General features: G+C 47.9%; 24 protein-coding genes. 14 read left to right on the top strand and 10 right to left on the bottom strand.

Going from position 1 to position 25,208, the window contains the following annotated elements:
• The first annotated feature begins 52 nt into the window (after positions 1–52).
• Positions 53–628, top strand: coding sequence for a DNA-J related domain-containing protein (locus tag R3P39_RS14110; RefSeq protein WP_336568224.1), 576 nt, complete (start codon positions 53–55; stop codon positions 626–628).
• On the opposite strand, the gene dbpA is transcribed toward R3P39_RS14110, so the two are convergent.
• Complete coding sequence (gene dbpA / locus R3P39_RS14105; RefSeq protein ID WP_336568223.1) at positions 609–1,991, bottom strand: ATP-dependent RNA helicase DbpA; 1,383 nt, start codon at positions 1,989–1,991, stop codon at positions 609–611. The genes R3P39_RS14110 and dbpA overlap by 20 nt on opposite strands.
• Before the next feature lie 184 nt (positions 1,992–2,175).
• Here dbpA and R3P39_RS14100 point away from each other — a divergent pair, with 184 nt between their 5' ends.
• Both R3P39_RS14100 and R3P39_RS14095 read left to right on the top strand, forming a co-directional pair.
• Positions 2,176–3,543 (top strand): M20/M25/M40 family metallo-hydrolase, encoded by a 1,368-nt coding sequence (locus R3P39_RS14100; protein ID WP_336569324.1) that lies wholly within the window; start codon positions 2,176–2,178, stop codon positions 3,541–3,543.
• Positions 3,544–3,648: 105 nt separating this feature from the next.
• A complete protein-coding gene (locus tag R3P39_RS14095) occupies positions 3,649–4,422 on the top strand; it encodes a tetratricopeptide repeat protein (protein WP_336568222.1) in 774 nt (257 codons plus the stop codon).
• A 3-nt stretch (positions 4,423–4,425) separates the two neighbouring features.
• Here the strand turns inward: R3P39_RS14095 and R3P39_RS14090 are convergent, their stop codons facing one another.
• A complete protein-coding gene (locus tag R3P39_RS14090; protein ID WP_336569323.1) occupies positions 4,426–7,032 on the bottom strand; it encodes a sensor domain-containing protein in 2,607 nt (868 codons plus the stop codon).
• A gap of 298 nt (positions 7,033–7,330) precedes the next feature.
• Here R3P39_RS14090 and ubiD point away from each other — a divergent pair, with 298 nt between their 5' ends.
• The 3 genes from ubiD (at position 7,331) to R3P39_RS14075 (ending at position 10,251) form a co-directional block, all read left to right on the top strand.
• Positions 7,331–8,803 carry a 4-hydroxy-3-polyprenylbenzoate decarboxylase gene (ubiD, locus tag R3P39_RS14085; RefSeq protein WP_336568220.1) on the top strand — a complete coding sequence of 491 codons (1,473 nt, stop codon included), beginning with the start codon at positions 7,331–7,333 and terminating at the stop codon, positions 8,801–8,803.
• A gap of 134 nt (positions 8,804–8,937) precedes the next feature.
• Entirely contained in the window at positions 8,938–9,651 is a 714-nt protein-coding gene (gene fre, locus R3P39_RS14080) for an NAD(P)H-flavin reductase (RefSeq protein ID WP_336568218.1), read from the top strand.
• A 192-nt stretch (positions 9,652–9,843) separates the two neighbouring features.
• Complete coding sequence (locus R3P39_RS14075) at positions 9,844–10,251, top strand: CBS domain-containing protein (RefSeq protein WP_336568216.1); 408 nt, start codon at positions 9,844–9,846, stop codon at positions 10,249–10,251.
• Between the two features lie 41 nt (positions 10,252–10,292).
• Here the strand turns inward: R3P39_RS14075 and add are convergent, their stop codons facing one another.
• From add to cyaY, 7 genes are all read right to left on the bottom strand, one after another.
• A complete protein-coding gene (gene add, locus R3P39_RS14070) occupies positions 10,293–11,288 on the bottom strand; it encodes an adenosine deaminase (RefSeq protein ID WP_336568215.1) in 996 nt (331 codons plus the stop codon).
• 189 nt (positions 11,289–11,477) lie between these two features.
• Positions 11,478–12,584, bottom strand: coding sequence for a heme biosynthesis HemY N-terminal domain-containing protein (locus R3P39_RS14065; protein WP_336568214.1), 1,107 nt, complete (start codon positions 12,582–12,584; stop codon positions 11,478–11,480).
• On the bottom strand, positions 12,581–14,398 hold the full coding sequence (locus R3P39_RS14060; RefSeq protein WP_336568213.1) for a uroporphyrinogen-III C-methyltransferase: 1,818 nt from the start codon (positions 14,396–14,398) through the stop codon (positions 12,581–12,583). Before R3P39_RS14060 ends, R3P39_RS14065 begins: the two co-directional genes overlap by 4 nt.
• Positions 14,399–15,337, bottom strand: a complete 939-nt coding sequence (gene hemC, locus R3P39_RS14055; protein ID WP_336568212.1) for a hydroxymethylbilane synthase — start codon at positions 15,335–15,337, stop codon at positions 14,399–14,401.
• Positions 15,338–15,417: 80 nt separating this feature from the next.
• Positions 15,418–16,254 carry a DUF2914 domain-containing protein gene (locus R3P39_RS14050; protein WP_336568211.1) on the bottom strand — a complete coding sequence of 279 codons (837 nt, stop codon included), beginning with the start codon at positions 16,252–16,254 and terminating at the stop codon, positions 15,418–15,420.
• 29 nt (positions 16,255–16,283) lie between these two features.
• Positions 16,284–16,940: an alpha/beta hydrolase gene (locus tag R3P39_RS14045; RefSeq protein ID WP_336568210.1), complete on the bottom strand. Its 657-nt coding sequence runs from the start codon at positions 16,938–16,940 to the stop codon at positions 16,284–16,286.
• Positions 16,940–17,260 carry an iron donor protein CyaY gene (cyaY, locus tag R3P39_RS14040; RefSeq protein WP_336568209.1) on the bottom strand — a complete coding sequence of 107 codons (321 nt, stop codon included), beginning with the start codon at positions 17,258–17,260 and terminating at the stop codon, positions 16,940–16,942. Before cyaY ends, R3P39_RS14045 begins: the two co-directional genes overlap by 1 nt.
• 156 nt (positions 17,261–17,416) lie before the next feature.
• Here cyaY and lptM point away from each other — a divergent pair, with 156 nt between their 5' ends.
• The 8 genes from lptM (at position 17,417) to R3P39_RS14000 (ending at position 24,873) form a co-directional block, all read left to right on the top strand.
• Positions 17,417–17,611, top strand: a complete 195-nt coding sequence (gene lptM / locus R3P39_RS14035; RefSeq protein WP_336569322.1) for an LPS translocon maturation chaperone LptM — start codon at positions 17,417–17,419, stop codon at positions 17,609–17,611.
• Complete coding sequence (gene lysA, locus R3P39_RS14030) at positions 17,598–18,854, top strand: diaminopimelate decarboxylase (protein WP_336568207.1); 1,257 nt, start codon at positions 17,598–17,600, stop codon at positions 18,852–18,854. Before lptM ends, lysA begins: the two co-directional genes overlap by 14 nt.
• 118 nt (positions 18,855–18,972) lie before the next feature.
• Positions 18,973–19,803, top strand: a complete 831-nt coding sequence (gene dapF, locus R3P39_RS14025) for a diaminopimelate epimerase (protein WP_336568206.1) — start codon at positions 18,973–18,975, stop codon at positions 19,801–19,803.
• Complete coding sequence (locus R3P39_RS14020; protein ID WP_336568204.1) at positions 19,800–20,426, top strand: DUF484 family protein; 627 nt, start codon at positions 19,800–19,802, stop codon at positions 20,424–20,426. Before dapF ends, R3P39_RS14020 begins: the two co-directional genes overlap by 4 nt.
• Complete coding sequence (gene xerC, locus R3P39_RS14015) at positions 20,423–21,343, top strand: tyrosine recombinase XerC (RefSeq protein WP_336568203.1); 921 nt, start codon at positions 20,423–20,425, stop codon at positions 21,341–21,343. The genes R3P39_RS14020 and xerC overlap by 4 nt, the downstream gene beginning before the upstream one ends.
• Positions 21,344–21,348: 5 nt before the next feature.
• On the top strand, positions 21,349–22,050 hold the full coding sequence (locus tag R3P39_RS14010) for an HAD-IA family hydrolase (protein ID WP_336568202.1): 702 nt from the start codon (positions 21,349–21,351) through the stop codon (positions 22,048–22,050).
• A gap of 84 nt (positions 22,051–22,134) precedes the next feature.
• Positions 22,135–23,646: a peptide MFS transporter gene (locus tag R3P39_RS14005; RefSeq protein ID WP_336568201.1), complete on the top strand. Its 1,512-nt coding sequence runs from the start codon at positions 22,135–22,137 to the stop codon at positions 23,644–23,646.
• 357 nt (positions 23,647–24,003) lie between these two features.
• Positions 24,004–24,873, top strand: coding sequence for a dTDP-4-dehydrorhamnose reductase family protein (locus tag R3P39_RS14000; protein ID WP_336568199.1), 870 nt, complete (start codon positions 24,004–24,006; stop codon positions 24,871–24,873).
• On the opposite strand, the gene R3P39_RS13995 is transcribed toward R3P39_RS14000, so the two are convergent.
• A complete protein-coding gene (locus R3P39_RS13995; protein WP_336568198.1) occupies positions 24,870–25,175 on the bottom strand; it encodes a DUF6482 family protein in 306 nt (101 codons plus the stop codon). The two genes, R3P39_RS14000 and R3P39_RS13995, sit on opposite strands and share 4 nt — an antisense overlap.
• Positions 25,176–25,208: the final 33 nt, after the last annotated feature.

Below are 25,208 nucleotides of genomic sequence, written 5' to 3'. Positions count from 1 at the left end.
TCATTTAACCTACGTGGTATTGTGAAGATACACCAACAAACATAGGGCGACAATGTTCAATCCGCTTGTAGACGCTATTTTCAACCTAATTTGCCAATCTGAGCAATTAAAAGTGCACACCATTGCCGCTGAACTCATGCGCCAACAACAACTGCCACAACTCGACGATGACCCCAATAAAGACTTATTTAAGCGTAACTTTCTCATCATGAACGCCTTGTATACGCTACAAGGCGAGCTGGCAGAGCAACAACAGTATTTGCATGTTGCCGCACTTAATGTTTATTTAGACAAAGAGCCGAGCCAAGTGAATATCAGCCAGTCAGACCCACTACGAGAGTATTATCTCGATTGGCAAAACTACGAAACCAGTAGCGCTGAAGTCGCCGAACTTTTAGATAACTTTTGGCGCCGATTTGGCCAACAACAGCCTTTGGTGTCAGCAAAAAATGTCGACATTGGCGCCATTGCACAAAGGTGGGGGTTACCAGAGCACTACGATCGGGCTAAGCTGAGCAAATATTGGCGCCGACTTGCTCTGGCACACCACCCCGACAAAGCGGGGGATGAAGAACGCTTCAAAGAGTTACAAGATGAGTATGAAGCGCTTAAGCTCGCATTGCTTTAAAGCGCTTGTTCTTAATTCGACTCTGGTTTAATTTCCGTAAGGCTGGCTTGACTGCTTCGCGTTTTACCGCCACAAAAGTCTGCACATCGTAGATGTTGATCTTGCCAATTTGTTTAACACTGATCCCCTCTTCCCCAGTTAAGCAACCAACGATATCACCCTTACGCAACTTTTGTTGCTTGCCTCCGGCGATCATTAGGGTCACCATATTTGGCTTGTAAGCTGGTTTATCTAACAACGTATGACTGGGTAGCTTACCTTGCTCTAGCGGGTGCTGAAATAGGCTTTGTAACTGTTCAACTTTGAACATTTCTTTTTCACCGAATAAAGACACAGCCAGCCCTTTATGCTCTCCTCGCCCTGTACGGCCAATGCGATGAACATGGGTTTGCGGCTCTAACGCCAGATGATAATTAACGACTAAGTCTACGGCTTCAACGTCAAGACCTCGGGCAGCGACATCGGTGGCGACTAAGATGTTGGCACTTTTATTGGCAAACGATAACAGTGACCATTCGCGCTCACCTTGGTCTAAGTCACCATGTAATTCAACACAGGCGAGGCCAGTTTGTTGCAGCTCTGAAAATAGTCGTTTGGTTTCCACTTTGGTATTACAAAACACAATACACGATTGTGGTTGATGCTGGGCCAGCAGCACTCGCAGGGCATTAAAGCGCATCTTGTTGTTATCGAGCTTATAAAAAACTTGCTTAATATTACTGTGGCTTGGCTGCTCATTGGCTTCCAGCAATTGCGGAGACGCCATAAAGCGTTTAGCAGCCTGCATAATTTTTTCCGGATAGGTGGCGCTAAACATCAAGTTCTGACGATTTGGTGGCAAGTACACCAAAATGCTATCTAAGGTTTCCATAAAGCCCATGTCTAACATTTGATCGGCTTCGTCTAACACCAGAGTATCCACTTCACTAAGCATCAGCGCACCATTGAGCAGATGCTCCTCAACGCGCCCTGGAGTCCCCACAACAATGTGCGCGCCTTGCTTTAAGGCACTTACCTGGGCACCAATTGGCATCCCCCCACATAAGGTTAACACTCGCACGTTAGCAATCAGCGCCGCCACTTGCTTTATTTCCACACTGACTTGCTCGGCCAACTCTCTGGTTGGGCATAATACCAGTGCCTGTACATGAGTAGCATCACAGCGCAGTTTATTCAGCAGTGCCAGGGTAAAAGCTAAGGTTTTTCCCGAGCCCGTTTTCCCTTTCACCACTAAGTCTTCACCTGCCAGTGCTGGCTGTAGGCTGATTGCTTGCACGGCTGTCGGCAGTACATAGTTTAAATCAGCAAGTCGCTGCAGTAACTCTGGGCGCAACGCCAATTGAGAAAAAGAAGATATTGCCACTGTGATTTCCTAACTGTTTTCTAGGCCTCCATTTTAATCATAAATACTCAGAACAGCTAACCCTCTGTTGCTCGCCTCTGGGGTATTATCGTATAGCTCAGACAGAAACGGTGATTTATGGTTTAATATCGACGATTTACACCTCAGACCAAGGATCATTATGAAGTTTACCTCCGTTATTGCGATGACATTATTTGCCGCTGGCTTTGGCCAAGCTGTGGCCGAAGAGTTTACTGCCAAGCAATTACAGCAAGTTGCCCAAGTGCGACAAGCGGCTCAAGACAGCTCACTAAGCTGGCAACTGCTCAGTGAGTTAACCACCGAAATCGGCCCCCGATTACCCGGTACTGAAAACGACAAAAAAGCGGTCGCATGGGCGCAAGCACAGTTCGAGCGTTTAGGGTTTGATAAAGTGTGGGTAGAAGAAGCCACTTTTCCCCATTGGCGTCGCTATCATGAGTCCGCCACTATCCTTAGCCCCAGTGAGCAACCTCTGCACCTAACGGCATTAGGTAACAGTGTAAGCACACCAGAGCAAGGCCTCAGCGCTGAGGTTGTGCTGTTTGAGACGTTGGACGAATTAATCGCAGCGCCTGACGGCAGCCTTGATGGCAAAATCGCTTTTATTAACTACCGTATGAATCGCGATATTGATGGTAACGGCTACGGCCCTGCAGTGAAAGCTCGGGGCGTTGGCGCGGTAGAAGCGGCCAAGAAAGGCGCCATTGCCTATATGATGCGCTCTGTCAGCACCAGTGCTCACCGTTTTGCCCATACCGGTGGTAGTCATTACCAAGCAGGGGTTAAGAAGATCCCAGCCACGGCTGTCGCCAACCCCGACGCCGACCAGCTGGAGCGCCTGATCAATGGCGGTCACCGCGTCAAAGTGCAAATGAACATTCAAACCGAAGATCTTGGTGAAGGCACCAGCTATAATGTGATTGGTGAGATCACCGGCAGCGAATTACCTCAGCAATACGTGTTAATTGGCGGCCACTTAGATTCTTGGGATTTAGGCACAGGAGCATTGGATGACGGTGCAGGTGTGGCATTAACCATGGCAGCAGCAAAGCACATTGCCGATGTAAAACGTCCCAAGCGCAGTATTCGAGTGGTGCTGTTTGCGGCTGAAGAATTGGGCCTTTGGGGTGCCAAAGCCTACTTTAAGCAACATCAAGGTGAGCTGGATAATATTGTCGCTGCCGCGGAGTCGGACTTTGGCGCCGATGTTGTCTATGCTTTTGAATCGAATGTGGATGCTCACTCACTCCCTGTCGTCAGAGCCATCGCCAAGCAACTCGAGCCGCTTGGAGTCAAGTATATTGGCAAAAACGGCGCCCATGGCGGGCCGGATCTTATTCCACTCAAAAACGCCACGTCAGCGCCAATTTTCGCTTTACATCAAGATGGTACCGACTACTTCGATTACCACCATACAGCCGACGACACCTTAGATAAGGTTGACCCAGAAAAGCTAAAACAAAATACCGCAGCCTATGCTGTATTTGCTTTAATGGCTGCAGATGCCAAGCGAACCATGTCTGGCAAATAGTTTGTTACAAAACTGAGGGGCAATGGTGCTTGTCCCTCTTCTCTCGCTACTCTACTCTGAAGTCATTTCCTCGAAACTCACTTAACTCTCGTCTAGGAAGACACTATGCAAGTAGCATCACGACTGATTAATGGTTACGACTGGGTATTTAGTTTTGTCGCACGATTTAAGCCTTACCTCATACTACTGGTCGCCCTGCTCATCACTTGCTATTTGTACTTTCAGCACCAAGCCACGCAAGCTAAGTACCAAACCCTGCTAAAAGCCCCTGAAGTAGACGACTTGATTATCTATGACGTCGGTAAACTCAGTGACAAGCAATATCAAACGCAATTGCGGGTATTGCAAATCACAGCAGTTGAAGAGCAGCAAATCGAGGCCAAAGAGAGCGCTTATACCTACAGTAGCATGCGCAAAATCACCATGGACATTCGCGTCAGTATGTTGATGACCGATAACTACTTCAAGCGGCAACCGAAAACATTAGCGCGTCAGCAGTTAACCAGCCTGCTAGCCGATGAGGTGATCTTAGAAGTACACCGTCCTGTGGGCACCCATGCGCTTGGCGGCGTGGTGCGACAACGTTTTAAAGAGCCTGAAATTCAATACCATGGACCCAAGATTCAACAGCAAAACCAAGAGGCCATTTACGCTTATTCGCAGGGTGATTTTGTCACCGCACGAGATATGTTTGCCAGCATCGCAGAAACAGGCCATGCTTGGGCGCAATATAACTACGCTACCATGCTACGTGACGGTGAAGGAGGTGAACAAGACCTTACCGCAGCAGTGAAATGGCTTAAACGCTCAGCCGCTCAAGACAACCCTAAGGCCAAAGTCGCCCTCAGCGAGCTATGTAAAACGCACAAGTGTGATTAGCCGTTAGCTGATCCGCTCAAACTGAGCGTCTAAAATATGATGCTCAAACTCACTGTCACTAATTGGTTTTGAGTGAAAGTACCCTTGGGTAAAATCGCAGCCGAGTTCACGTAAGAAAACACATTGCTCAACCGCTTCCACCCCTTCAGCAATCACTTTTAAGTTGAGCTTATGGGCCATTAGAATAATGGCGCTGACCAGTGCTTTGTCTTCTTCATCCTCTGGTAAGTCATTGATAAAAGAACGGTCAATTTTCAGCTTTGAGAGTGGAAAGCGCTTCAGATAACTTAACGAAGAATACCCAGTGCCAAAGTCATCAATGGCCAATTCAATGCCCAGCGCCCTAAGGGCAATCAGCTGCTCAAGAATTTTGTCTGAGTTTTCCACCAGCACCGACTCGGTAATTTCTAGCGTTAGGCAGTGTGGCGCCAGCTTGGTATCGCGCAGTACTTTTTTCACGATCTCAACCATGTCTTGACGTTTAAATTGCACACTGGACACATTTACGGCAATAAAAAACTGTTCGCCATAGTTGTCCTGCCATGCTTTTGCTTGTGAACACGCGTGATACAATACCCACTCGCCAATAGGCATAATTAACCCCAGCTCCTCAGACACAGGAATGAACTCATCCGGTGACACAAAGCCAAGTAATTCGCTGCGCCAGCGTAGTAACACTTCACAGCCTTTCAAGCCGCCCTCACCGCGTTGGCCAAATATAGGCTGATACACCAAAGATAACTCGCGATTAGACAAAGCCTTGTGCAGCGCACCTTCTAATACACTGCGTGCTTGGGCATGCTGGTGCATGGCTGAGGTGTAAAACTGATAACAATCACGACCATGCTCTTTAGCCTTGTACATAGCACTATCGGCATTGCGTAATAGTACCTTACGGTCTTTGCCGTCGTCTGGGTATAAGGTGATCCCCATGCTCCCTGATACATAGGCCTCGTGACCTTCTAAATGAAAAGGGTTGGCCAGTGCGCGCAACACTTTTGCCGCCACACTCTCAATATCAGAAAAGCTTTCAATATCTTGCAATAACAAGGCAAACTCATCGCCGCCGAGTCTGGCCACGGTATCGGAGCTGCGCACACAGTCTTGAATACGGCTAGCCGCCTCTTTTAACAGCAAATCACCAATATGATGTCCAAGGGTATCGTTAACGGCTTTAAAACGGTCAAGATCAATAAAGCACACCGCAATGCGCTCTTCGAGCTGCGCAGCGCGCTTCAGTGCCATATCAAACTTGATGTGGTAATGATGGCGATTTGCCAGCCCAGTGAGACTATCGAAATTGGCCTGCTGCCACATCAGTTGCTCATTACGCTTGCGTGAGGTGATATCACTAAATAGTGCAACGTACATATCGATTTCGCGGCTTTCATTAAACACCGCAGACACCTGCAACCAACTCGGATACACCTCGCCATTTTTACGCTGATTCCAAATTTCACCTTCCCAGTGACCTTGGTTATAAAGGTCCTCGTACATTTGCTGGAAAAAAGCGCTATCATGACGGCCGGAGTTTAGTATCGACGGCGTTTTGCCAATCACTTCATGAGCGCCATACCCGGTGATTTCACTAAAGGCTCGGTTCACCATTTGGATATAATTGTGTTTGTCGGCAACCAACACCCCTTCGGTGGTCGTTGCAAACACAGTGCTGGCCAAACGCTGCTCACGCTCGACTTCTAGCTCATCAGTTATATCTTGAATAACGTAAATAAACCCTAGCTGTTGCTCACTGTCGCTGACAACTGGGGTACAAGAGACTCGAACATCACGATGACCAAAGCGCTGATGCAACTGGCATTCAACTTCGCCGGCTTCGAGCAGCTGCTCGGCATCCAGCACGTCAAATAAAGCATAGATAGACTGTGACTTTAACTCGCTAATGTCGCCAAAGTCGTTAATCGCCGCTTGGTTAACACTGTTGATGCAATGGCTTTCATCGGTAAACACCAAATAAACATTGATACTGTGGAAAATGGCCTCAAGTTTGGCCCCTTGTGCTTGGGCGCGCTGGTTAGAGCGTTTCAGGCGCAGTAATGTAAAGACTAAGATGACCAGAGATACCACCAAGACCACGATCACGGTAATAAGTAAGATCACCTTGACCATATTGGCTTGTTTGATCTCTTCGGTTTGCACCATCACCTGCTGTTCTAGGTTCGCTTGATAATGCCAAAGCTCTTGCTGCAGCGCTCGTTGCTTACTTAAATCTTGCACTACGGACAACAGCCGAGCTTGACCGTTTTTATCTTCAAATGGAGAGGAGTGAACATTCACCGTTTTGAGGTCACCACTGGCGAGACGATGTTGAAAGATAAAGTAGCTTCTTCCTTCATTCAGGGCAGCTTGGCGCTCATTAGCCACTTGTTCGGCAGTGAAGGTATTAATGTCTTGGATGGCCATGGTTTCCAGCTGAGACTCACTGTAGCCATAAAACTCTGCAGCGGCGGCATTTGCATCTATAATTTTTCCCGTATTTGGGTCAATTACGAGCATCACTGCGCTGTGATCCGAAAACACGTAATTAGGAAGCTCTGTAGCAGTTACCATAGCGCTGCACAATGACAATAACGCCGACACCAGTTTATACATCAACTTCAATGCAGCCCCCCAAGGACAGTGAATCGTAAAGCGTGGCGACTATAACTTAATGGATTTAGATACTAAACCATTAGCCGTTTCAAGCTTGTCTCATATCAAAACAACACTCTGCGCTCACTTTTTTATAACAACTTATACACGCCACCGAGTGCGGTGACAAGTTCATCGCACAGCAAAGTGTAGCCTAATGTTACTAACTTGCCTTAATCGCATTCTGGCTTGCCGACGTATACCTAGGAAAAATATATCGTCTTGATATACTAACCCAAACCCAATGTCAGAAGCGCCAATGAAATACAAAGACCTGCGAGATTTTATTACGCAATTAGAAAAGCAAGGTGAACTTGTTCGCGTAAAACAAGCCATTTCAACAAAATTAGAAATGACCGAAATTGCCGATAGAGCCCTTAGAGCCGGCGGCCCAGCTATCCTGTTTGAAAACCCAGAGGGATATGACATCCCAGTGCTTGCCAACTTATTTGGCACCCCGAAACGAGTGGCAATGGGTATGGGGCAAAATGACGTCAGCGAACTTAGAGAAGTGGGGAAATTACTGGCGTTTTTAAAAGAGCCGGAGCCACCTAAGGGACTCAAAGAAGCGCTTGGCCAATTGCCAGTATTTAAGCAAGTGCTGAATATGCCAGCAAAAGAAGTCAAAAAGGCCCCTTGCCAAGAAGTGGTACTCAGCGGCGACCAAGTGGACCTCACCAAGTTACCCATTCAACACTGCTGGCCCGGTGATGCGGCACCGCTCATCACTTGGGGACTGACCGTGACCAAAGGTCCCTATAAAAAACGTCAAAACTTAGGCATTTATCGCCAACAGCTATTGGGCAAAAATAAGATCATTATGCGCTGGTTGTCACACCGAGGTGGCGCTTTAGACTTTCAAGAGTGGTGTAAAGAAAACCCAGATAAGCCTTACCCGGTTTCTGTGGCGTTAGGCGCCGACCCAGCAACCATCCTCGGAGCCGTGACGCCAGTTCCCGACACCTTAAGTGAATATGCCTTTGCCGGCTTGCTCCGCGGCAGTAAAACTCATGTCGTTAAGTCCGTCTCCAACGACTTACAAGTTCCTGCCAGCGCTGAAATCGTGCTAGAAGGGTATATTCAACCCGGCGAAGTCGCACCTGAAGGGCCTTATGGCGACCACACTGGGTACTACAACGAAGTCGATGACTTCCCTGTGATGACGGTGACCCATATAACCCATCGTGAACAACCCATCTATCACAGCACCTACACTGGCAGACCGCCCGATGAGCCAGCCATTTTAGGTGTTGCGCTCAATGAAGTCTTTGTGCCTATACTGCAAAAGCAGTTCCCGGAAATTGTCGATTTTTATCTGCCTCCTGAAGGCTGCTCATACCGGATGGCGGTAGTGACCATGAAAAAACAATATCCTGGTCATGCTAAGCGCGTGATGATGGGAGTGTGGTCGTTCTTGCGGCAATTTATGTACACCAAGTTTGTCATCGTCTGCGATGACGATGTCAATGCCCGTGATTGGAATGATGTGATCTGGGCCATCACCACCCGCATGGATCCAGCTCGCGATACCACCTTGGTGGAAAATACCCCCATCGATTATCTCGATTTCGCCTCGCCAGTATCTGGCCTAGGCTCGAAGATGGGAATGGATGCCACCAATAAATGGCCTGGTGAAACCGACCGTGAGTGGGGTGAACCGATTGTGATGGCTAAAGACGTTAAACAGCGTGTAGACGAAATTTGGGATAGCCTGGGGATCATGCCAAAATAAAGGCATGATGCAGGCACCTGTAATTAAAAATGGAATAATAAGGTCAAGCAGAGGCACACCATGATAACTAACATTGTTGCTATAGCTATGTTAGAGTGCCCACTCTTTGGCCAAGTGCTTAATAAAGGTAAGACATGCAAGTATTAAAAGCAGAGGTAGAATCAATCACGCCTCTCACAGAGTTCGTTCATAAAGTCATATTAAAGCCGGCAGAACCAGTAACGTTTGCTGCAGGGCATTATCTGCAACTGGTACTCGGCGAAAAAGATAAGCGTGCGTTTTCAATCGCCAACAGTCCATCGAAAAGCGACTACCTCGAGCTGCACATTGGTGCCTCAGGTGCCGACTCCTATGCCATGCAGTCACTGGATCACCTTCGTGCCGCCTATGACCAAAAGCAGTCGGTCGCTGTTGAAGTAGGCCTGGGGGTTTCCCAGTTGCGCCCTGAGCAGGCTCGTCCTCTGGTTTTACTGGCTGGCGGTACCGGCTTCTCTTACGTTAAATCAATGGCCGATTACCTCGCTGAAATTAACTACGATCAGCCAGTGTTGTTTTATTGGGGTGTAAAAGAAGAGTCAGCCCTCTACGCAAAAGCTGAAATGGAAGCATGGGCTGCTGCTAACAAACACTTTGAATTTATCCCTGTGGTTGAGCACCCAAGTAACTCATGGCAAGGTCACAGTGGCTTTGTTCATCAAGCAGTGATGAAAGACATTGTTTCTCTAGAGCCTTATAGCATCTATATGGCTGGGCGCTTTGATATGATTGGCATTGTTCGCGATGACTTTATCAATCACGGAGCCGAGCGTGAATACATGTTTGCAGACGCCTTTGCTTTTATCAAATAAGGCCATGTGACTGGCGGCATCACAACCACACTGAGCGCAAGGGTGTGTCACACACCCTTCCAAAAAACCGAACACACCAATCAAAACAAGTCATTTTACCGATAAAAGTATTCCTTATACGCTGGTGCTAGATAATTCATAACCAAGGCGTTAGCTGATTAGCTAAACGCGACTACATTAGGAGTACACGCAATGAGCCAACTCTTTATTCGCGACATTATGTCGCCAGACTACCCTATCTTGACACCAGAAACAGAGCTCACTGACGCCATTCAGCAACTGCAAAAGCATCACTTAATTGGTGCCCCAGTGGTGGATGAGGCGCGACGGCTAGTGGGTTTTATTTCTGAGCAGCAATTACTGAAACCACTACTCGACTCGAGCTATTTTTGCGATGGTAAAAACCATTTGGGTGAGTTGCTGGCGAGCCCAGCACTGCAGGTGTCTCCGCAAACCACCGTAGTGGATTTGGCCACGCAAATGCAGTCGAATAGCCCTAAAGTGTACCCAGTAGTAGCAGAGCAAAAAGTGGTGGGAATAGTGACGCGTTCACAAGTGGTTGCGGCATTAACCAAAAGCTACTTAAGTTGTGCCGGATAACCCAGCACAACTGCATTGCTAATGCCTAAGGCGAGCACTCGCTACTGCTTTTTTGCCAACAGTGCGGCTTTTTCTGTATCGCTAAGAAAAGCTATCTCAACGGCGTTAGCTTGTGCCTGTTGGATGAGATTATTGTCTAGCCCTGCCACGGCGGCGGCATGGTTATACTCATTATCCAGTTCAATTCCCTGTACAGCAGGATCATCGGTGTTGATAGTAGCTAATACACCATGCTGTAAAAACTGCTTAAGCGGGTGATTGTGGAGCTCGGCAACCGTACTGGTAAGGATATTGCTCGTTAAGCACGACTCGATACCAATGCGGTTATCACGCAAGTAGTCCATTAACTGAGGATCCTCAATGGCTTTGACGCCGTGGCCAATGCGCGTTGCACCTAACTCTTGGATCGCTTGCCAGACACTTTGAGCATCCCGAGCTTCACCGGCGTGCACGGTGACGCCAAGGTAAGCATCACGAACTTGTTTAAAGTGCTCAACAAACAGTTCGCCAGGGAAGTTAAATTCATCACCGGCTAAGTCCACGGCCACTAGATCGTTACGATGGGCTAGCAGCGCATCAAGCTCATACTGACACTTATCCACCCCATAAGTGCGCGATAGAATACCAATCAGATTGACCTGAATGTCTTGCTCGGCAACGGCGCTTTTCACGCCATCCACTAAGGCCTCAACAACGCCTTCAGGATGAAGGTTATGGCTTTGTGCCATGTAATATGGGCTAAACCTTAATTCGGTGTAGTCAATGCCTTGCGCTACGGCATCTGCGACATTTTCAACTGCAATTCGACGACAAGCATCGTAATCCCCCAGTACCTTAACGCCCCAATCAAGCTTTTCTAAAAATGCCATCAGGTTAGGCGCATTATCAATCACTTGAACATGTGGACGTAGCCCTTCAATGTCGCTCGCAGGAAGCGCCATATTAAACTGTCGACCCAACTCAAGAATCGTTGACGCACGAACGTTACCATCTAAGTGACGATGTAAATCTAATAATGGAAGTGTGTTGTTGATCATAGCGTACCCGATTTGCAGTTAAAATTTTTAGGATCATACGCCCCCTAAAGAGAAGATCAAGGACATATGTCTAGCTGCAATTATAGTTCATATCGGTTCGCTTAATCAGCGTCGGGAACTTTTGTCGTCAATACCACAAGTGAGGCAGCACTGGCTAGTTTGAGCCTAACCAGTGCTGAAGGATAACAGTCATGCTGACTTTGCGATTAAATAAGCTTTTTCAAACTGCTGTGTTTGCTGATAAGCCAGTTGCCCCTGTTGACTCCAGCGCGGTTGCCATGGCTGCGCGCTGAGGCTATCAAAGATCTTCGCCGCCAACTCGTGATCGCCCTCGGCATTACACAAGCACGCCAAAGCAAACAGTAACTCTTGATCCTCCGGGGTCTTCTTAAGCTGCTGTTGAATGGCCGTTTTCAAGCTAAGGTCTGCGGCTGTGGTGTGGCTTAATAAGCTGCTTAATTGATGGTATTGCCCTTGTTTTAACAGCTTTTTCAAGGTTCCCGTCAACTGCGCGATGTCACCTTGCTGTAATTTCACCTGATATAGGGCGGTACTGGCTTTCGCCTGTAATGCTTTTGGTAACATAGCGAACAGTTCATCCGCTTGCTCTGGCGCTTGGCTAAAGATTTGCTCAAACATACTTTGCCATTGCTGACTTTCCCAGCGCAGCTTTTTATGCCACTGAGCGATGGTACTGATTGCTTCTTGCCCCTGCTGGGCTGCAATGCAAGCCTTGATATAGCTTGAAATAGCAGCAGTGCTTGGCTTTTTCACTGTGACTTTTTGCTGTAAAAGGGCTAAGGCTTGTTCGTTGTTATTGGCCGCAAGCCATAAGCTCGCGAGCTGGCCTTGATGCTGATCACTTATGGCTTCAAGCTCGGTATTAGCTCTCACCACATCGCCTGATTGCAGTGCCGCACGCGCCGCAATAGCCTGAACGAAGTCTTGTCGCTCTGCAGGTTGAGGCACGCTTTTAAGTAGGTTTGCAGCCTGTTCAATGTCGTCATTAATCAGCAACCAAAGGCTTTCTTGCCACGCTTGCTCGGCTTTTAGACGGCGCTTACGAGAAAAATGCCCTTGAGTTTTCATGACACTATGCCAGCCAAAGCGCAGCACTTTTACCAGCAGCAACAAGCCAAAAACAGCCAGTAGCGCTAAGATACTGAAAGACACTATGGTGCCTTCAATAGTCGTGTTATCAAACGCTATTAGCACATAGCCTTTCTCATCAATTAGTAAGTGCCCTGCTGCCAGTGCCACTAGGATCAGTAGAAAGGTCACCACGTTCGCTATCATTGTAACCACCCCTGTAACGCCTTCGGCGTGCTCAAGGTAATGTCAGTGCGGCTTTGAATTTCGCTACGGCTCAGTTCTTTCAAGGTTTGCAACATGGCAACCGTATTGGCATCGTCACTGTCAAAATAGCGAATGATAGTTTGTTTGGCCCCACTCAGCGCGGCAAAGAAAATACTGGCTTGCTGTTCTACCACCGCGGTTTGCGCTTGGGTTAGATAAGCTCGCAACTGGGCACGAATAAGCAACTTTTCATTTTTATCGAGCAATGGGTCGATGACCACCTCGTCGTGGCGGCGAACGGTAATAAAGTCATCCACCAACTGTTGCCAAGAGCGCTTAAGGTTGCTCTGCCAGTCATTCATATTTTGCGACAGTTGCGACTCTTCAGTGCGTTGTGGCTGTGGTAATGACTGGCTTTTTACTGCTAAGGTGTCGACCTGCTCTAGCATCCCGTGTAGCTGATAGTAGAGCGCCTCAGTCTGTGGTTTGGGCAACGCCTCTAATTTTGCAATGTCTGCAGCAATAGCCTTTCTGACGGTACTGCTGTTCGACTCGGCAGCCAAAATCTCATCCAGTCGTGTTAACACGGCCACGGCGCCAAGATAGTCCTGCTCTGCAGCGACCTTGAAAGCGGCAAGTCTTTGCAAGTACAACACCTCTGCCGCCAACGCGCCACTGACCTGTTGTTTTGCCTGTGCTAGCGTCTGTGAAAGCTGCTCATCCACTTGCAATTGCTGTTGCGCTAGCTGCTCTTTGACGTGCTGCTGCACGCCGGCAAAGGCATTATCCAAACGCTGCAGTTGTGATTTGGTGTCACTGAGCTGGCTCTGTAGTAAGTTATTTTCAGCTGCAATGGCTTGATTGGCCATTTGCGTTTGTTGTAACTGCTGTTGCTGCTGTAAATAGAGATAACCCACGCCAGCACTACTGCCTAATGCCACCACTAAAGCCAATAACGCCAGTTTACTGATACCCGGTTTTAGCGCCTGAGTTGCAGCGGGTGTTACTGCTGCACTCGGTTCTGCGTCCTTTTTGGCGTTGTTTTTTTGCGATTCAGACTGCGTCATTTTACTCCCTTGCTGTTTGGTGTGATCGGCGATTGTCGCCGCTATGGCCTGGTTATCTGGACCAGGACAAACCACAATATGCGACGGGATGATGTGATAAGTGTGTTGCAGATAGTCTGCGGTACGTTGGCTTACGACAAAAAAGGTATTGCCCTGTAACCAGTCTTTGCAGACTGTGTCTTGCACATTAAATATCGCATCAGCTGCCGTATTACTAGTAATGACTATACCTGTAATCTGTTGGCTTCGCCAGTGGTCTAACCAGCTGTCCGAGTTGGCTTTGATTGGGGTTCTTTGGTAAACCACAAGATTATCGAGAATGGCACCACGAGATTTTAAGGTGTTGGCAATGAGTGTTCGTCCACCTTTGCCTTTAACTAGCAGTACCCGCTTACCCTCAACTTGAGCCAGCTCAGGGAGTGCTAACAGCCCTTCAGAATCCGCTTGCTGGGGATATTTGGCTTTAACCGCTAGTTTATCTTGCAGTGCTTTGGCTGTGCCCTGGCCTACAGCCAATACTTGGCAATGGCTAGGCAAAGCAATATCTAGGCTATGAAAAAAACCGACGGCATCAGGAGACACAAAAATGGCTAACTCAGCCTCAGCGACCATGGCACTGGCGGTGTCGGAGACACTCACTGCATCCAGCTGTAACACAGGGCAAATAACAGATCCAATCCCTTGCGCGGTCAGCAGCTCAGATAAAGGCTCTGATTTACCCACCGGTCGAGTTAGCGCAACGTTCATTTAAGCGTCCTTATATACTTCGGCGAGAATTTTATCCGCACCTTGAGCCAGCAGCGACTCCGCTAATTCAACCCCCAGCTGCTCGGCATCATTTACGCTGGCGGTTTGTTCTGCACGAAGGATCTCACTGCCATCTACCGCCCCCACTAAACCACGCAAATGGATTTGTTCACCTTGTATTTCAGCATAGGCACCAATAGGGACTTGGCAACCCCCTTCTAAACGTCGGTTCATGGCACGTTCGGCCAATACTCTAATACGTGTTTCTGAATGCTCTAAGGGGGCAAGAAGGGCTTTGGTTTTGGCATCATCACTGCGGCACTCGATACCAACAGCGCCTTGACCATTCGCTGGCAATGATTCAGACGCTTCAATGTAGCTGGCAATACGTTCGGCCATTTCCAGTCGGATTAATCCAGCCGCAGCCAGAATAATGGCATCGTATTCACCAGCATCCAATTTCGCCAGGCGGGTATTGACGTTACCACGCAGGTCTTTGATGATCAGATCAGGTCGTGCCGCGCGGATCTGGCATTGTCGACGCAAGCTCGAAGTGCCAACCACAGCTCCCTCAGGTAGCTCAGATAAGTTACTGAAACGGTTAGAAACAAACGCATCGCGAGGATCTTCACGCTGACATATGGTGTGCAGTTCCAAGCCCTCAGGGAAATCCACCGGGACGTCTTTCATTGAGTGCACAGCAATATCAGCACGGCCATCCATCATCGCCTGTTCCAGTTCCTTAACAAAGAGCCCTTTGCCTCCGACCTTGGCCAAAGGTGTATCTAAGATTTTATCGCCCTTAGTGGACATTGGCACTAACTCAACGGTTAGATTGGCATGATGCTTTTCCAGCTCCGCCTTAACAAACTCCGCTTGCCATAAAGCCAATGCGCTCTTTCTTGTTGCGATACGTAATACACTGTGTTGTTCTGTCATGTTCTGCCTTCTTATTCACTGCTGTGACAGTGATGCTTGCTCTTTGGAGCAAAATTGAAATTCATTTACCTGGTGAAAACCTAACGCGTGCCATCCACTACACGAAATACTTTTTGTGCCAATAACTTGCCTGAGCCTGTAACCACTTCAACACGCCAGTCTCCGGTTTGGCTAGGCATAATATTTTTGCTGGAATAGGTGCGATAGCGATTGGCTCTAATGGCCAACTCAACTTCTGCCATCAGTTGATCTTGGTGAAACCATAAATGTGAGATACTTTGACCATCAAGGTTGCGTACCTCGGTAAAAAACATCAACTTGTCACTGAAATCATTGCTGGCAACAATATCTTTAAGTACATTTTCTGGCTCACGCTGACTCACCGCCGTAGTGAGCACCGCGCGGCTAATGTACTGAGTATCAATTTTAGCACCGAGCGCAACACTGGCTACTTGCGCTTCATTATCAAATCTATTGCCCGCTGCTTCTGTTTCTGCTTCTGTTTCTGTTTCTGTTTCTGTTTCTGTTTCTGTTTCTGTTTCTGTTTCTGTTTCTGTTTCTGTTTCTGTTTCTGTCAAAGTATTTTCTGTGCTGGCACTTTGGTCAAGAGACGCCGTTGCAGCCATAACCATTTGGTTGTCATTACCCGATGGTGAAGCTAAATCTGGCGTATTGGCTTCATCGTTTATAGCCATCGCTGGGGCCGGGGTCACGGTAACCTCATTATTGCTAGCAACGATGGCATTGGCTTCGTCAGCATTAACACTGTTTACCACCCCATAGACACCGGCGCTGGCAATACCAGTGAACACAGCCGTTGCCATAAAAATACGTTTCCAATGCCATTGGTAAGTAACCGAGGTGGTCTCTGGCGGGGTTTTGCTTACCGATGTTTTTATGACAATTTTTTGTGACATTGCTTCGCTCCTGTGTCTGTCACTGGTAATTATTCACTCAAGGTCGCAATTAACCAAGCGCGGATCGCTTTTATCTCATCCAAGCACACTTGGTGTTCCATTGGATAATCCTGCCAGCTGACCTGATAGCCTTGTTGCTGTAACACCTGATATGCCTGTTGGCCTGCCGCGATGGGCACCACGGGATCGGCGCTGCCATGAGCCATAAAAATATTCAGATCTTGCTGCTCAGCCTCAGTGGCTAACTTGTCGGGCGCACACATATACGTTGATAATGCCATCACCCCAGCCACTTTCACTGGCAGTCGAGGTGCGAGGTGTAATGCAATCACGCCACCTTGTGAGAACCCTGCCAGTACAATGCGCTGCGGCGCAATACCGCGGTCGAGTTCAGCTTGCACCAGAGCTTCAACTTGCGCTGCCGAGTCTCTCACACCTTGCTCGTCGGCTCTTTTATCTAGATCAAACGATTTAATATCATACCAAGAGCGCATCACCATGCCGCCATTAATGGTGACCGGTTGCTCTGGAGCGTGAGGAAAAATAAAGCTTACTCCAAGCTCGTCAGGCAGTTGCAACTCTGGGGCAATTGGCAAAAAGCCATTACCCGAATCGCCCAGGCCATGCAGCCAGATCACACTCGCTTGATGTTGCCCCTTTGCTGGGTATTCTACAAACTCAAGCATTAATCGTGCTGCCACTCTATGGCAACATTGGCTTGTTTCGTTGCAGCATCGCTCATAAACTGCCAAAACTCTGCACCTGAGCGATTGTCGATCCACTGCTCACCACGGAGTTCAAAGTGGTGACCGTTAAACTTAGTGGCAACCCATACTTGATGTAATGGTGCTTGCTTGTTGATAACAATCTTGCTCTTGTCAGGGAAAATAATCTCTAGAATGCCCGCTGCAGATTCATAGTCTAAATCGGCGCCACAATCATCAATTTGTTCTTCAATTGTCAACATCAGCGCATCGGCTAACGCATGGTATTCACTGTCTGTCATGATGGTTTCCTCTTACCCTTTGCGAGAAGGCTTTTCACTGTATTGCATCACAATACGAATGCAATACCATGAAGGTGAAATTTCGCCAGCGAAAAGCTGCTTTTTTTATCAATTCTGTTACTCTGCGATTATAAAGGCACTAACATGAATTATCTAATGAAAGCGACACCTTACAACTTTAGCGTATTTGCACTTGTTTTTGTTACTTTAATCGGATTATCTGGCTGTGGTCAAAGCGGTCCGCTCTACCTACCCGAAGCGCAGCAGCAAAAAAATCAGCCGCAGTCGAGTACCAAGCCCAAGCGTGAAGCCACGGCTAAACAATCGGAGGGCGAAGATGGACTACTTTAACTACCAAGAGGGTGAGCTATTTGCCGAGCAAGTCGCGGTTCGTGACATTGCCCAGCAATATGGTACACCTTGTTATGTCTACTCCAAAAAAACCTTTGAGCGACACTATCATGCCTTTACTGACGCCGCCAAAGGTCACCCTCACTTAGTGTGCTACGCCGTTAAAGCCAATTCCAATATTGCCGTGCTGCATACCTTAGCAAAGCTAGGTTCCGGCTTTGATATCGTATCAAAAGGTGAGTTGGCGCGAGTATTACAAGCCGGTGGCGATGCCAACAAAGTGGTCTTTTCTGGGGTTGCAAAAACCGCCGACGAGATCGCATACGCGCTAGAGCAAGGTATTAAGTGCTTCAATGTTGAGTCAGTTGCGGAGCTGCATCGCATCAGCGAAGTTGCCACAAGCATGGCAACCACAGCGCCTATTTCGGTACGGGTAAACCCAGATATTGACGCCAAAACCCACCCTTATATTTCCACGGGCTTAAAAGAAAATAAGTTTGGCATTGATATTAAAGCGGCGTTGGATGTCTATCAGCTGGCCTACGCTCTCCCTGGGTTAGAAGTGGTTGGGATCGATTTCCACATCGGCTCACAATTGGTTGAAGTAACTCCATTTTTAGCTGCTTTAGATAAGGTGTTGGCACTCATTGATGAGCTCGAAAAGGCTGGCATTACCCTTAAACACCTAGATATTGGTGGTGGTTTAGGGGTTCCCTATGACAGTGAAAAGCCACCCCACCCTAGCGCCTACGCCGCTGAAATTAAAGCAAAGTTAGCGCGCTTTCCTAAGCTACAACTGATTTTTGAGCCTGGCCGCGCCATTGCAGCCAACGCCGGCATTTTAGTCACCAAGGTTGAGTTTATAAAACCCACCGAACATAAACACTTTGCCATAGTGGATGCTGGCATGAATGACATGCTACGACCTTCATTATACCAGGCCTGGCAAAATATCATTGCCGTAACACCGCGAGATGATGTCGCCGCGGCTAACTATGACGTGGTCGGCCCGGTCTGCGAAACTGGAGACTTTCTCGGTAAAGATAGAATGCTGAAAATTGCCCCTGGTGATTTGCTCGCTCAGCGCAGTGCCGGTGCCTATGGCTTTACCATGAGCTCTAACTATAATTCGCGGCCCCGTTGTGCTGAAATCATGGTGGATGGCGAGCAACACTATGTAATACGTCAGCGTGAACCACTCGAATCACTGTGGCAATATGAGCAATTACCGCCGCAGTCTTAAGTCCGTAGTGTGGATGAGTCAATAGCAATGCTGTACTCAGCTTTCCTAATCACCTCATCCATGGCAAAGTAATAGTTAAGCGAGGCTCAGGGTTAATAGCCCCAGAAGATTCCACTTTATGTTTATAAACTTTTCAAAAATGCATGGTCTAGGCAACGATTTTATGGTGATCGACAATGTCACCCAGAATGTGTTTTTGTCACGAGATCAAATAAAAAAGCTTGCCAATCGTCATTTTGGTATCGGCTTTGATCAACTGTTAATGGTTGAGGCTCCTTATTCTCCAGATTTAGACTTTCATTACCGCATTTTTAATGCCGATGGTAACGAAGTGGAACAATGCGGCAATGGCGCACGGTGTTTTGCTCGTTTCGTTAGAATGAAAGGCTTGACCAATAAGCACAAGGTTACGGTCTCGACCAAAGGCGGAAATATCACCCTTTACACGGAAAAAGATGGCCAAGTAACGGTCAACATGGGCAAGCCCAATTTTACCCCGAGTGCCATCCCGTTTCGTGCCAACAAACAAGAAAGTACCTATATTATAAGAGCGCAGGAGCATACCGTCTTTTGCAGTGCCGTCTCTATGGGCAATCCCCATGGCGTGGTGATGGTAGACAGCCTCGAGACGGCCGACATCACCACCTTAGGCCCACTACTTGAACATCATGAGCGTTTTCCGCAACAAGCCAACATTGGCTTTATGGAAATTGTCTCTCGTGAATACATTAAATTGCGAGTATGGGAGCGTGGTGCCGGAGAAACCTTAGCCTGTGGCAGCGGTGCTTGTGCCGCGGTGGTTGCTGGAATTGAACAAGGCAAACTCGACGAAACCGTGCGTGTTGACCTTCCGGGAGGTAGCTTGCAAGTACGTTGGTCAGGGCATGGGCAGGTCGTTAAAATGACCGGACCCGCAGAGCATGTTTTTGATGGGCAAATAGCAATATGACGAAACAGCAACCCCCTTTGCAAGAGCAGCAAGTGGTTGATTACTTGCGCCATCATCCAGACTTTTTATTACGCCACCCCTACTTGTTGGTTGATTTGCAGTTGCAGCAACAACAGCAGGGCTTACCGAATTTAGCCTTGCATCAGCAGCGCATGCTCAGAGACGAGCTCGATAATTTAAAGCAACAAGTGCAGGACATGGTGCAATACGCAAAGTCCAACGAGCTGGTGTTTAAACAATTGAGTCAATGTCAGCTGGCGATTATGCAGTGCCAAGCATTGAGTGATATCAATCACACTTTAGCAGAGCGCTTTGCCACTCACCCTGATATTCAAGCATGTCAGCTGCTGCCCGTTAGTGATGAGCTCGACGACTTAATCAAAGCGAAATTGGCACACCATGATCACTATTTAGGCCGCTTAAGCCCAGCATTAGCAGGCTTGCTTTTTAGTGATGCTGAAGTGGGCTCTGTGGCCTTATATCGCGTCAATGCAGCAACCAAAGGCGAGTATATTCTGGCATTTGCCAGTAACAGCGCTGAGCATTTTTCACCACAGCACGACAACATGCTCATCGATGCCTTTATTCAAACCCTGACTTTAAAACTTGCAGAGCTAGCATGACCACCGCAACGGTTGATGCATCTTGGACATCAGCAATAACTGAGTTTATGGCCTATTTGCGCCATGAACGGGGTTACTCTCAACATACCATCACACAATACCAGACGCAGCTCATTCAAGCGGCGGAATTTTTCAGTCAGCAGGCTTCGTCTTGGCTAGCGGTGAGCAGTGAGCAAATTCGCCGTTACAGTATGTGGCTAAGAGGGAAAAATTACAGCCCCCGCACCATTAACTTAAAACTCAGCTGTGTGCGCAGCTTTTATAAATTTTTAAAGCTAAAATCGGCCTCACAACACACCGTCAGCAACCCAGCAGAGCAGATAAAAGGCCCTAAGTTTCAACGTCCGCTGCCAAAAAACCTCGATGTTGACCAAATGGCGCAACTGCTGGAGATCCCTGCTGACGACCCTTTAGCTATTCGCGACAAAGCCATGATGGAACTAATGTACTCCAGCGGCTTGCGTTTAAGTGAACTGGTTAATGCCAATATTTATGATGTCCGAGAAGGCGAGATCCGCGTCCTTGGTAAGGGCAACAAAGAGCGAGTAGTGCCCGTGGGAGGCAAAGCCTTAACGGCCCTAGCGGCTTGGCTCAAGTTACGCGAACAGTTTGCCAATGCTGAAGAGCCGGCGCTTTTCGTCAGCAAATTAAAACGGCGCATTAGCGCCAGACATGTCAGAGAGCGCATGAAAGAATGGGGCTTAAAGCAAGGCGTAAGCACCCCCATTCACCCGCATAAGTTGCGCCACTCTTTTGCCAGCCATATGCTGGAGTCCAGTGGCGATCTCAGGGCAGTACAAGAAATGCTTGGCCACACCAGCTTGTCGGCGACTCAAGTGTATACTCATGTCGACTTTCAGCACCTTGCTAAGGTGTACGATAATGCCCACCCTCGAGCCAAAAAACAAAAAGACTAACCGTTATGCGTTTTAATAAAGCCATCCCAGCGATTTCAGCCATTAGTTTTGACTTAGACGACACCCTCTACGATAACCGCCCCATTATTAGGGCTGCGGTGCAAGCAATGGATACTCACCTCAATAAAATAGCCGCGTGGCAGCAACAAGGCCCTGATTTTTGGCACCATTGCCGCAAGCAGGCACTACAGCAACAACCTCGCTTAGCGGAAGACGTTACCCTGTGGCGCCAAGCGGCACTGCAGTATGGCTTTGCTAAGCTAGGCTATTCTGAAACCGAGCAGCAACAAGCGGCTCAATCCGCCTACCAAGCATTTGCTGATGCCCGAAGCAATATCACTGTCTCAGATACTGTGATTAATTTACTGGCGCAATTACGCAATAAATACCCCATTATTGCCATCACCAATGGCAATGTTGAAGTGGAAAAGTTTAACCTCAAAGACAGCTTTGACTTGGTATTAAGAGCTGGCATTGATGGTCGCGCCAAACCTCATCCGGAGCTATATCAGCGGGCGTGTAACCATTTTAACCTGTCACCAAGCACCTTATTGCACGTTGGAGATAGCTTAGACACCGACGTTCAGGGAGCACACCGAGCCGGCTGTAACAGTGTTTGGTTACGCAATCAGTTTACTTCGTACCAGTATAAGGGCCTTGCTCACCTTGAAATAGATAATATACATTCTCTGGAAATCCTGTTGTGACGATTTAGCCCATGAGGTTGCATTCACAGCGCTAATCACGTACTAATAATGGCCTCCAAACAACCATAAGAACGGAAGTGAATTATGTCATCTCAGGACACCAAGAGTGATACCGGCTTTTTTGGCCATCCAAAAGGCCTGCAAACTCTGTTCCTCACTGAAATGTGGGAGCGCATGAGCTACTACGGCATGCGCGCCATGTTAGTACTTTTTATGACCGCCAGCTTACAAGAGCAAGGGCTTGGCTTTACAGTTGCCTCTGCAGCCGCCATTTATGGCTTATATACCGGTTCAGTATACTTTTTAGGCCTCCCAGGTGGTTGGATTGCAGATAGATTACTCGGTGGTCAACGCGCCGTATGGTATGGCGGTATTATCATTATGTGTGGCCACATAGTGTTAGCCATCCCCACTGAGGCCTCTTTCTTCATTGGCCTCATTTTAGTCGCCACCGGTACGGGACTACTCAAACCCAACATCAGCGCCATGGTCGGGCAATTATATCAAGACGAAGATAATCGCCGTGACAGTGGCTATGCCATTTACTACATGGGTATTAACCTCGGTTCAGTTATCGGCTACATGGTATGTGGCTACTTTATGGAAAACGTCGGTTGGCACTGGGCCTTTGGTGCTGCGGCTGTCGGTATGGCAATTGGCCTGGTAAATTACCGCATGACCGAAAGACACATCACCAACGTTGGTGATAAGCCAAGCAACCCTCTAGTGGGTCGTAAAAATACCCAGGCTTGGGGAGTCATTGCCGCGGTCGTTGCTGTAACAGGCGCCATCACGGTTTCGGCTTACCTTGGCGTACTGGTGATTAACCCAGTGGTGTTAGCAAAATATGTGGCTGTGGCTTTTGCTATTACCTTCTTCCTTTATTATGGCTATATCTACTTTGCTGGTAACCTTGACGAAGGTGAGAAAAAGCGCATGTGGGCGTTGTTTTTGGTCTGTGTGGCTTCAACCTGTTTTTGGTCAGGGTTTGAACAAGCCGGTTCATCATTGAACTTGTTCGCACGTGATTACACCGACAGACTGATCGGCAGCTTTACCATTCCTACTGCTTGGTTCCAGTCAACCAATGCTTTTTTCATCATTATTCTGTCGCCTTTCTTTGCCGCACTATGGGTTAACTTAGCCAAGCGCATGATCACACCAACTTATAGCGTTAAGTGCGCAATTGGTTTGATCATTATGGCGAGTGGTTTTATCGTGATGTTCTTTGCCTCACAGTATGCTGCACAAGGCTTGAAAGTTGCGCCTATGTGGTTAATTACGACCTACTTCTTACACACGGTGGGTGAGCTTTGCTTGAGCCCTGTAGCACTGAGTGCGGTGAGTAAGTTGTCGCCAAAACGTTTTGCCGGACAAATGATGGGTGTATTCGTATTGACCTACTCGATTGGTAACTTACTTTCTGGTCTGTTGGCAGGTGAGTTTGATCCAAATCGTGTGGAAGACCTACCTAACCTGTACCTACAAATCGCGTTATTCTCTATCGGTATCGGTATCTTCTTAGTCTTAATTAGCTTTAAGGCAAAAGTGTGGGAAGGCCAAGCTGAAAAGCCGCTTACTGAAAAAACGGCTTAATCACCTCTAAGTAGGAGTGCGCAGCACTCCTACAGTTTTTCCAGCTCTGCGGCAACGAGTTTGCCCTCATAAGATTCAAAGTGCCTACCCATTGCTCATTACTCATTACTCATTACTCATTACTCATTACTCATTGCTCATTACTCATTGCTCATTACTCACCGCTAAGGTGCCATATAACCTGAACAGCATGCACCGATGTGCTAGCTAAGAATGCGCTTATTATTAGTGTTTTTTTCATTACCGTTATTTCCTTTGCCACGCTTGCTACTAAGCCAGCTCAAATAACACCGTATTTGTAGCAAAAAGATTCCTTCTGGTAAGCTGTAAGTAATTCACTATAAGGAATACATTATCATGCGTTCAATTATGATTACTGGCGCCTCTGGGCTGCTCGGTCGCTCTCTTATGCAGGTATTTAGTGCCTCTTTTAATGTTATCGGCTGTGCTTTTAGCCGTGCGACCGCACCACTGTACAAATTAGACTTAGCAGATAAGCAAGCCGTGTTAGCCTTTCTCGATGACCATCAGCCAGATATCTTGGTTCATGCTGCCGCAGAGCGCCGCCCAGATCAGTGCCAGCAACACCCAGAGGCCACCAAGCAGCTCAATGTCGCCGCTACCAAGTTTCTAGCTGAAGCTTGTCGAGAGCGGGGCATTCGCTTTTGCTTTATTAGCACCGACTACGTGTTCGCTGGCACTCACCCACCTTATAGCGAGCAGGCCAAGCCAGAGCCAGTAAATTTTTACGGCGAAACAAAATATGCAGCCGAACAAGCTATCCTAGCGGATAGTGAGCAGCACACTATTATTCGTGTGCCCGTGCTCTATGGTGACGTGGAGTACCTTGGCGAGTCTGCAGTAACCGTGATTGCAGAGCAACTGCTCGGGGAGCATTGTGTTCAGGACCACTGGGCAATACGCTACCCAACCCATGTTGAAGACATCGCCTTGACGCTACGAGATTTATTTACTCAGCACGACTGTAGCGGCATTTATCATATTTCTGCCAAGCAAGCTCTCACCAAGTATGAGATGGCGTGCATTATGGCTCAAGTACAAGGACTGCCAACCACCACTATCACGGCCAACACCACCCCCAGTGATGATGCCACTCGACCACATAACTGCGCCTTGGCAGATACCCGCTTAGCGGCATTGGGAATTCACCATCAACGCGATTTTAGTCAAGCCATTGCGGCCATTATCAAACAACAGGCTAGCTAGAAAAGCTCATTGCGGCCAAATGGCACCTCGAGGGTATTGTCTGCTTTATCCTCAGGGTGCCCTATCATTTCATCGTAGGCACTGGCATGGCGGATCACCATTTCAGCGTAAGCGATGTCACTTAAGCGCTTTTGGATTTGCAATGGGTTATGTGCTTTTAAGAATTCACCGTTCGCTTCAGTGACATAATATTCAACATTATTGATAACCACACTCACTTGATACAGAGCTTGCTCAATGGAGTGCACCACGACTTTTTGCAACGGCTGGTGTTGCTTTAGCTTAGAAAAAGGGATTGGCATAGGGCTGTCATAGCTCCACTGGGTTGTTTGCAG

This window comes from Pseudoalteromonas sp. UG3-2 (assembly GCF_037120705.1).
GTDB lineage: Bacteria > Pseudomonadota > Gammaproteobacteria > Enterobacterales > Alteromonadaceae > Pseudoalteromonas.
Note: the sequence above shows the minus strand (reverse complement) of the source record. Positions and strands in the feature narration are given on the sequence as shown.